The organism is Corynebacterium sp. AOP12-C2-36 (assembly GCF_052379185.1).
Lineage (GTDB): Bacteria > Actinomycetota > Actinomycetes > Mycobacteriales > Mycobacteriaceae > Corynebacterium.
In genome coordinates this window covers 1-897 of sequence record NZ_JBQSYJ010000070.1, presented here as the reverse complement: position 1 = coordinate 897, position 897 = coordinate 1, and the positions used below count along the sequence as shown (strand labels likewise).

Here is an 897-nt window from a genome sequence, read left to right as displayed (position 1 = left end):
GTAACTCCTTTCGGGGGTGAACACCCGGCGGGGTAATGAGCCTGGGTACCGCCACGGACACGAAGGTGCCGGCAGGTCCCGGTAACGTTGTGCGCTCAGTGCCCGATGGGCAGGCGGAGGTTGACAACCTACGTCAGTAACAACCGGTGAAACCTGACCAGGTCTCACCTGCGGATGTCGCGCTGACCCGCGACCGGACCGAAGAGAGCCCAGAGGGCCAGAGGAGAACAACATGGGTATCCGAGCACGAGCACAAAGCTTGCTTGTCACCATCACTGCCGCTGTCACAGCAACTATTGCGGTGACAGGTGGGGCAGTGGCGGTAGCGCCTGCTGCCGCTGCGGCGCCGAGTGGCAACATCGTCACCTTCGGTGACTCTTTCACGGCGAATCCCGATCAGCTTCGAAACACGTTGCGCATGGTGCCGGGCATGACGGACGGTTACCCGCAGACCGGTGGATGTCTGCAGGCTCCGAACAACTGGCCGCGTCAGCTGGGCGCACGTACTGGGGCACCGCTGGCGGACTGGTCGTGTGCGGGCAATACGTCACGGTCCATGCTGGGGCGCATTGACCGGGCGATTGCTGCCGGTGATGTGCACCGGGGCACCCGCAGTGTGGTCTTGGCAGCCGGGATGAACAACTACGGTGGATTCGGTGTGCTCGATGGGGTGAACATTCTTGATCCGGGTGCTGTGCGCAACGCGTACCTGTCGGATATGCGTGCGGCAGCGTCGAAGATCCGGGCGGTGGCTCCGGGGGCGAAGATTGTCGTGTCTGGGGCGCTTCCCACGGTTGACCGTGACTCGATGGTCTTCTGTGCGCTCAATGTCGTACCGAATCTGCCGGCGGGTGTGCCTGTGCCGGTGTTGCGGGATGTGGAGAACTGGAACCGGGC

The 897-nt window shown here is 63.3% G+C and carries 1 protein-coding gene; it reads left to right on the top strand.

Features of this window, described 5'->3' with window-relative positions:
- Positions 1–232: 232 nt before the first annotated feature.
- The coding region (locus ACT3UN_RS16495) for an SGNH/GDSL hydrolase family protein (RefSeq protein WP_444657665.1) at positions 233–897 on the top strand (665 nt) is incomplete at its 3' end.